This window comes from Methylomonas koyamae, from assembly GCF_001644025.1.
Lineage (GTDB): Bacteria > Pseudomonadota > Gammaproteobacteria > Methylococcales > Methylomonadaceae > Methylomonas > Methylomonas koyamae_A.
In genome coordinates, this window is record NZ_LUUK01000021.1 from 22519 (window position 1) to 29856 (window position 7338).

General features: G+C 56.6%; 7 protein-coding genes. 2 read left to right on the top strand and 5 right to left on the bottom strand.

The genetic code is table 11. From position 1 onward, the window contains the following. Positions 1 to 479: 479 nt before the first annotated feature. The gene (locus A1355_RS02025) at positions 480 to 1901 is read left to right on the top strand and encodes an Nramp family divalent metal transporter (protein ID WP_197471688.1); all 1422 of its coding nucleotides are present in this window, start codon (positions 480 to 482) and stop codon (positions 1899 to 1901) included. 17 nt (positions 1902 to 1918) lie between these two features. Here A1355_RS02025 and A1355_RS26370 read toward each other — a convergent pair whose 3' ends face one another. The 3 genes from A1355_RS26370 to A1355_RS02040 all read right to left on the bottom strand — a co-directional run bounded on the left by A1355_RS26370 (position 1919) and on the right by A1355_RS02040 (position 5323). Beyond that, on the bottom strand, positions 1919 to 3046 hold the full coding sequence (locus A1355_RS26370; RefSeq protein ID WP_064024474.1) for a methyl-accepting chemotaxis protein: 1128 nt from the start codon (positions 3044 to 3046) through the stop codon (positions 1919 to 1921). A gap of 220 nt (positions 3047 to 3266) precedes the next feature. Next, the gene (locus A1355_RS02035; RefSeq protein ID WP_064024476.1) at positions 3267 to 4325 is read right to left on the bottom strand and encodes a hydantoinase/oxoprolinase family protein; all 1059 of its coding nucleotides are present in this window, start codon (positions 4323 to 4325) and stop codon (positions 3267 to 3269) included. A gap of 8 nt (positions 4326 to 4333) precedes the next feature. Further along, positions 4334 to 5323 carry an ATP-grasp domain-containing protein gene (locus tag A1355_RS02040; RefSeq protein ID WP_064024479.1) on the bottom strand — a complete coding sequence of 330 codons (990 nt, stop codon included), beginning with the start codon at positions 5321 to 5323 and terminating at the stop codon, positions 4334 to 4336. Between A1355_RS02040 and A1355_RS02045 the strand changes: the two genes are divergently transcribed. After that, positions 5322 to 6008: a HisA/HisF-related TIM barrel protein gene (locus A1355_RS02045; RefSeq protein WP_231883521.1), complete on the top strand. Its 687-nt coding sequence runs from the start codon at positions 5322 to 5324 to the stop codon at positions 6006 to 6008. The two genes, A1355_RS02040 and A1355_RS02045, sit on opposite strands and share 2 nt — an antisense overlap. Positions 6009 to 6063: 55 nt before the next feature. On the opposite strand, the gene fae is transcribed toward A1355_RS02045, so the two are convergent. Together fae and A1355_RS02055 are read right to left on the bottom strand one after the other, a co-directional pair. Next, positions 6064 to 6579, bottom strand: coding sequence for a formaldehyde-activating enzyme (fae, locus tag A1355_RS02050; RefSeq protein WP_064024482.1), 516 nt, complete (start codon positions 6577 to 6579; stop codon positions 6064 to 6066). 94 nt (positions 6580 to 6673) lie between these two features. Beyond that, the coding region (locus A1355_RS02055; protein ID WP_064024485.1) for a triphosphoribosyl-dephospho-CoA synthase at positions 6674 to 7338 on the bottom strand (665 nt) is incomplete at its 5' end.

The window sequence follows — 7338 nt, forward strand, 5'->3', positions numbered from 1 at the left end:
AAAATTCAAACTGGCTGGATACTTTAAGCATGAATGACTGTTATTGATACGTGATTTGCCCTTAACGTTAAATTACCAATTGACAGGTATTGGCCGAAACCCAGCCTTCATCCGAATATATATCTGTCGGCGCCAGTGGTGATTTTGTAGTTGGAATCCCTGGCCGACATTGGATTGAAGCCGGTGGCGGTTTTCAATCGGAATCGGTGGCTGGTTTGGGGTGGGATATGCCGCGAGGCTACTCCGTCGCTGGAACGAAAAATCGGGACTAAAGCCCTTCCTACGCACAAGCTTTGGATATTCCAGAGAACGTGACTTCGCCTGCGTTGGAGACCGCTCAAACCGTGGCCGGTCCGAATCGGGCCGCCAACGATCGCGATTTTGTAGCCGCCGATGCCGCGCTAGCGACAAGCCGGACTTGCCAAATTCCGGCGAATTTGCGGAAATGGCCGGCTTTTGACAGCACTCAATTCCGTCCAATGAACAAAACTCCGTTAGATGCTCTTCCTCGCCGCGCCATTCCGGCTTTTCCCGGTTGGTGGGCCGCGTTGGGACCCGGCGTGGTCTGGATGGCGCTGGCGCAAGGCAGCGGCGAGCTGATCTGGTGGCCGTACATGATCGCCAAATACGGTTTGACCTTTCTTTGGCTGCTGGTACCGGCTTGCTTGTTGCAATACCCGTTAAATCTGGAGATAGGCCGCTACACCCTGCTGACCGGCGAAAGCATCTTTCACGGCTTCATTCGTTTGAACCGCCGGCTCGGCATCTTTCTGTGGCTGTTGATGTCGGTATCGTTTTTTTGGTTCGGCGCGTTCGCGTCGGCCGGCGGCACCGCGATGGCCGAATTGACCCATTGGCCGGCCGGTTGGAGCCAACGCGAGCAAAGTCTGTTTTGGGGCTATTTGTCCATCGCAGTGTTTCTGGCGGCGATCCTGGCCAGCGGCGTCGTTTACACGTTGATCGAACGCTTCATGAAGCTGGTCGCGGTGGTCACCGTAGTCGGTTTATTGTCGGCCTGCTTGCAAAGCGATGTGACGGCCACGCTGCCGGAATTCGCGCGCGGCTTGCTGGGACCGACGGCGGCGATGGCGCGGCCGTGGGAAGCCGGCGACGCCAGCAAATTATTGACTGCGATCACTTTTGCCGGCCTGGGCGGCTTCTGGATTTTGTTTTATTCGTACTGGCTACGCGACAAAGGCGCCGGCATGGCCGGCTGGGTCGGCCGGATTACCGGTTTGGGCGGCAGCGAGGAAGCGGTACTCAGCGACGGTTTTCTACCGCGAGACGAGCCCGAAAGCGCCGCGCGCTGGCAAACCTGGCGGCGTTTTCTAAGTGCCGATATTTTGGTCGGGATTCTCGGAAACCTGCTGACAACCTTGATGACCTGCCTGCTGGCTTACGCCTTACTGTTCCCCAAGGGCTTGCTACCCCAAGAATACGAACTGGCCGTCGTGCAAAGCCAGTTCTTCGCGGTCAGCTGGGGCGAAATCGGCAGACTGTTGTTTCTGGTGGTGGCGGCGGCGTTTTTGACCGACACTTGGCTGGCGACCGCCGACGCGGTCAGCCGCATTCAGGCCGACATTGTGTTGACGCTGTTTCCGGCCGCGCAACGCTGGCCGGCGCGGCGCTGGTACTATCTGTTTCTGGGTTTGCTAACGCTGATTACCTGCTTCACGATGCAGTTGGACGCGCCCGGCCCGCTAATATTGACCAGCGCCGTGATAGGCTTCGCCGGCACCATCCTGTTTCCACCGCTACTGTATTGGCTGAATCACCGCCTGCTGCCGCCGCATTTGCCGGCTTGGGCCAAACCTCATCGCCGGCCTTGGCTTCTGGCGGTCAGCTTTGCGGTTTATTTGACCTTGGCCTTTCTGTATTTACGAAGCGTACTGGGATTTTGAGAATCTACGGCGGCGGCTCAATGGGCTTTACATAACACGCCGGCATCGACCTCGGCGCTATGCGCGATCTTTTCCAGGTTACTCAACACATCCAAACTGGCCTGTTCCATCCGTCCCACCGAGGCCAGCATGGTTTGATCGTCGCCGGCGGTATGAGCCGTCAAGGCTTTCAGCGCCGCCTGATGCACGGTCATGTGCGGTTGCTCGATTTCCGAATAACCTGGGAGTTTGGAAAAGCAGGCCCGACCTTCGCCCTGATAATACCACTTGCCCAAGCGGCACTCGGTATGTTCGGCAAAGTCCCGAATCGTCTTCGACGACAAGCGGAACAACACTTTGTAAACTTCGAACTTGTAAATCAAATGGTCCAATTTGGCCAATTCGCAGAAACTGCGCAGCGACGAAGCCGCCACCACTTTTTCCATCGTCACCGAGAAGTCCAATAGCTCGCGCATCGTGCCGGTCGCCCGCTGACCTTCCTCGCTATAGTTTCTGGCGTGATCCGCCAATTGGCTCATTTGCTCGCGGGTACCACCGCTGGCGTTGCGGATGGATTCGGCCAGCGCCGATATTTTATTGGTCGCTTCGGCGGTACGTTGCGCCAGGGTGCGCACTTCGTCCGCCACCACAGCGAAGCCGCGCCCTTGCTCGCCAGCCCGAGCGGACTCGATCGACGCATTCAGCGCCAATAAATTGGTTTGATCGGCGATGTCGCGAATTAATTTGACCACGCCGATGATTTCCCGCGAACTTTGATCCAGCGAGCCGGCTTGCTCGGCGGCATGGCTGGAGCCGTCGGCCAATTCGACCAAGTTGTGGGAAATGCGCTTAATGGCCTCGCTACTGGTGATCGATATGCCCTGGGCTTCGATGGCATTGTCTTTTTCGTCGCGCAAGCGGTTAGCCAAGGTCAACAAACTGGTCTGCATGTTCAGCAAGGACTGGCCGAAGTTCTGCAAATGGGAAATAGTGCCTAAATCGCGCTGGTGCGCCGCTTGCAGTGCCATGTTGCCGGCGTGCGCCTGCTGTAACGCAAGACGCGACTGCTCCAACTCATCGGTCTGCTGTTGAATTTGCCGGTTAGCATCGGCCAATTGCAGCTTGAGTTCTTCCAATTCGCGATTTTTCCAAAGAAACGAGAGCATTACCCCAACCCATTTTTGTCATTTTTTAATTACAGCGATTTAAAATCCATCCGTTCGCTGCGCGTGTAGTTTAGTCGATATACCTTAACGGATGGCTTGATAAATCGAGTGATTAAGCCTAGAAATACTTCCATCCTTTTTGTAAGCATATTCTTACGTTTTGATTTTCTCAATCGGCCACAGGTGCAGCGCCGCCCAGAAATTGTAAACGGTCGCGACTTTAAGGTTGTCCGGCATGCCGACGCCGATCCGCTAACAATGCCACCGCGACCGCCGGCGCGCAATCGGCGGCATCCAAGCGCGAACACTCGCCGTTTGGCTTCGCCAGCAACTCCGAAAAATCTCGGTACGCGTAGCCCAAGTCATCGGCAATCTCCCTGATCAAAAACCGGCCGACGCCGGCGCCAACCCAAACCGGCAGTCGGGTGGCACGTTGCATTTGCACGAGCGAAGCGCGAGTCACCTTTTGCTTTTGCACGTCTTTCAAGCGGGCGGCGAACGCCTGCCACAGCGGCCAATCGGCTTCGACAAACTCGTAGCCGGTCAGTCTGGATAAGCGCCTGGCGCTAGCTTGCGGCGTTTTTTCGGCACCGTCGGCGCTCTCGGTTTGATCGTGGTGCTCCTGCAAATCGCCGGTTACCCGGTATATATCGGCGGTTGTCGCAAAGTGCTCGGCCATCAGACCTTGTTGCCGCCCGTTGAATTCGGCCGTGTCGGCAAGCGCCATCACCGAGGTACGAACGACACCGGTATAGAGCAATTCGCCGGAAATCAAACGCTGATAATCGGTATAGCCTTCGATTCGCGGACAACCGTTTTCAATCAGCAACAGGTCGGTCGTGGTACTGCCGATATCGACGAACAAGGCATCCGGCAACTGCTCCGCCAGCCAAAATACGCTGGCCAGCCAGTTGGCAGAGGCAATGGCCAGCGTATCGGCCGGCGCGACGTCCGCTCCGCCGATAAAGCCGGCCCGTCCGGCAAACACCTCGATCCGGTCGAAACCAAAGCGCTGGCCGATCGTGGCGACGATGGCTCGCACGCCTTGCTCGCGATTGGCGAAACCGTCCGCCAATTCGCCGGTCATCGTCACCGCGTGGCGATAATCGGCTAAACCGTAGGCCTGGTCCAGTTCGGCCAGTACTGCGGCCAGATAATCGCAGCCCTTCCAGAGCGGGCATGGCCGTTGCTCGACCCCGCTCAATCCGCCGTGTTCGTCCAATAGCGCCAATTTGACATGGGCGCCGCCAATGTCCCATCCCGCGATACGTTGAGCCATGAATTCGTTTAATGATTGAAAATAATATCGACGGTTTGGCTATCGGTTTGAAAACTTTCCGGCACGCCGTCGAGGCAACGCAACACTTGTTCGGCGACGTTGATGCCAATGGCTTGGCCGACCCCGGCATAGGAACTGGTCAAACGCGGATTGATTTCCAACAATTGACCGCCGCCGTCGGCGGTTTCCAGCCAATCCACCCCAACGTAGCCGAACAAACCCGGCAAACCGACCGCCAATTGATCCAGCCACCCCTGGTACAGGGACCGCGACGCAACCGCGACATTCACCCGACAACCGCGCAACGCGAAGCCGCCATCGACCACCTCGATCAGTTGGCGATTGACGCTCAGCAACCACGCTCGCCCGCCGGCAAACAACGCGGACAAGCTGGAAGGCCGACCTTCGCAATAGGGCTGGACCACATAACGCATCGGATCGGAGCAGCGATTGCGCCAATCGGAAAATTGCTCGGCAGTCAGTAACCGAGCGCCCTCGCAACCAACGCCATCGACGGGCTTGACCACCAAGCGTCCGCGCCAATCGGCGAAATCGTCGACGAGGCTTCGGGTCGGCACCGCCGGTAAGCCTCGCGTGCAAAACACTCGGTAACTAGCCAGCTTGTCCGCGCAAACCGCCAGCGTGGCGGGATCGGACAACAGGGTCGGAGTCCGGTTGGCGGCGGCGATCTCGGCGAGGGTATGCAGAATGCCGTCGGTCTCCGGCGCGATCGGCCAAAAGCAATCCGTGGCATTCAACAGCTTGGGCAGAATGGTGCGGATGTCCGGATGGTTAACGCGCACGACCTCCGCTTCGGTCAATACATTGGGGCGTTGGCAGCGGCTATCGAGCATCACCGTCAACTCAATACCGGGCAAGGCCTTCAATTCTTGAAGCAATGTCTGTAACATCAGCCCGCCCTCGGCCTCCAAGCCGGCCGGCAAAGACTGACCGGCAAAACCGCCGCCGGTGATATATTCGAACACCAAAATTTTCATGGTCGGTGCAATGCAGGTTATTCCGGTAATCGATTTAAAGGACGGCGAAGTCGTGTTGGCTGCCGGCGGCGACCGTAGCCGCTATCGGCCTGTACATCCGCAATCGTCGATCTGCGAAGCCAGCGAGCCGATCGCCGTGGTCGAGGCATTTCTAAATCTGCATGCCTTTACGACCTTTTACATCGCGGACCTAGACGCCATCGAGGCTCGCGGCAGCCACCGCCGCGAGATTCTAAAGCTAGCCGAAACCTTCCCGGATCTGACGTTCTGGATCGACGACGGCGGCCCGGCCGTCGCCATTCCGTCTCGCGGAAATCTGCGGCCGGTGGTCGGTACCGAATCGCAACGCCAAGCCTTCGATTTGTCCGGCGGCTCGGCCATTCTATCCTTGGATTTCAAACACCAGCGCGCGCTGGGCGACCCTGGCTGGCAGAGGTTTACGAACTACTGGCCGGAAACCGTCATAGCGATGACCTTGGATAAGGTCGGCGGTCATGGCGGTCCCGACTGCGCTTTGTTAAGCGAATTGCAGATCCGCCATCCGAACCGGTGCTTCGTGGCCGCCGGCGGCGTGCGTAACCGCGACGATTTGCGCCGGCTGGCCGAAATCGGCGTGCGCGCCGCATTGGTAGCCAGCGCCTTACATAACGGTGCGCTCACCGGCAAGGACCTGGAAAACCTTTAGACAAAAAAATACCCCGGCAAGCCGGGGTATTTTTAACAACCTTCGCGTCTTAAACTTAAACGTTGTTAGCAGCAAATGGGTGTTTTGCACCAGATTTGGCAGCGACGACTTCTTTTGCAGTCGGAGTGCCGGCAACAGCGCGCTCAATCGCTTCTTTAGTCGCTTTGTAGTTGAATTCTTCGATTTTTGCGTCGTCTTCAGCCAACCAGTGGATGAATACGCCAACAGAAATGAACAAGTCATCAGCTTCGTCAGCAGGGATAGTACCGTCTTCAACAGAGTCGGCAACAGCCATTGCAACAGCGCGTTGAGCAGGTCCGAACATTTGAACGGCTTGTTTAGAACCTTTGATGGTCACTTTGTTGAACAAGATGGTCGCTGGTTTAACCATCAGGTTAGGAGCGACAACCGCCAACAGAGTAGAGAAACCGTCTTTGTTGTTGGTCAGAGCGTTTGCAAAAGCAGTTTCAGCCGCGGAACCGCGTGGGCCGATGATCAAGTCGATGTGGGCAATTTCGTTGCCTTCGCCAACCAAAGATTCACCAACGCGTAAGTTATTGATTTTAGCCATTTTAAATTTATCCCCTTAAGATAAGATTGAACCAAAAAATAGACACTGTTATGTCCTTAAATTGTCGTTTCGGTCTAGGTCCGTCTATCAACGGTTAGCCGCTTGTACCGCTAACCAATTGTTCCAGAAGCACCACGAGCACGGTTGCGACCGTCAGGTCCGCGGTCGTGCCTGGGTTGATTTTTTTTGCCTTGAAAGTTTTATCCAATTCATATAGAACCGGCATCAACTTGTCAGGCGCGAAGGCTGCCTGCAAAGCTCTTTCGAGCTCGACCATTTCCCCCTTAATCCACTCTGTGTATTGCTGTCCATACTTTCGCTCGACATGACTATCGGGAAACCGGGCCAATATCGCAGCATACACCGCCAACGCCGACCAGCCGAAATCGCCAGACAAAACGAAAGCACGATTATATCGTAAAACCGAAAAATCAAAAACGTCTTTAAACCGATTAACGTATTGCGCGGCGATTAAATCGCGCTCGGCGGCGTAGTCCATTGCTTCCAACAGGGTCACATTCGGCGCGTCGCGAACATCGTGGGCATCCGATGTCCCCAATCCGCCCGGCGCAGCCAGCTCGATAGCCCGAAACACCCACTCCGCGTCGGATTTCGTGGTGTTTTCTAATACTCGAGACAGCGCGGCGCGCAACGAGTCGCCGGCCGCCAAGCCGGCCGCGGCCTGCAAAACCGGCGCGCATAGCAAAATAATCCCCAAATTGGTGTTGCAATTGACAGCCTGACGGGTCGCGGCGACCG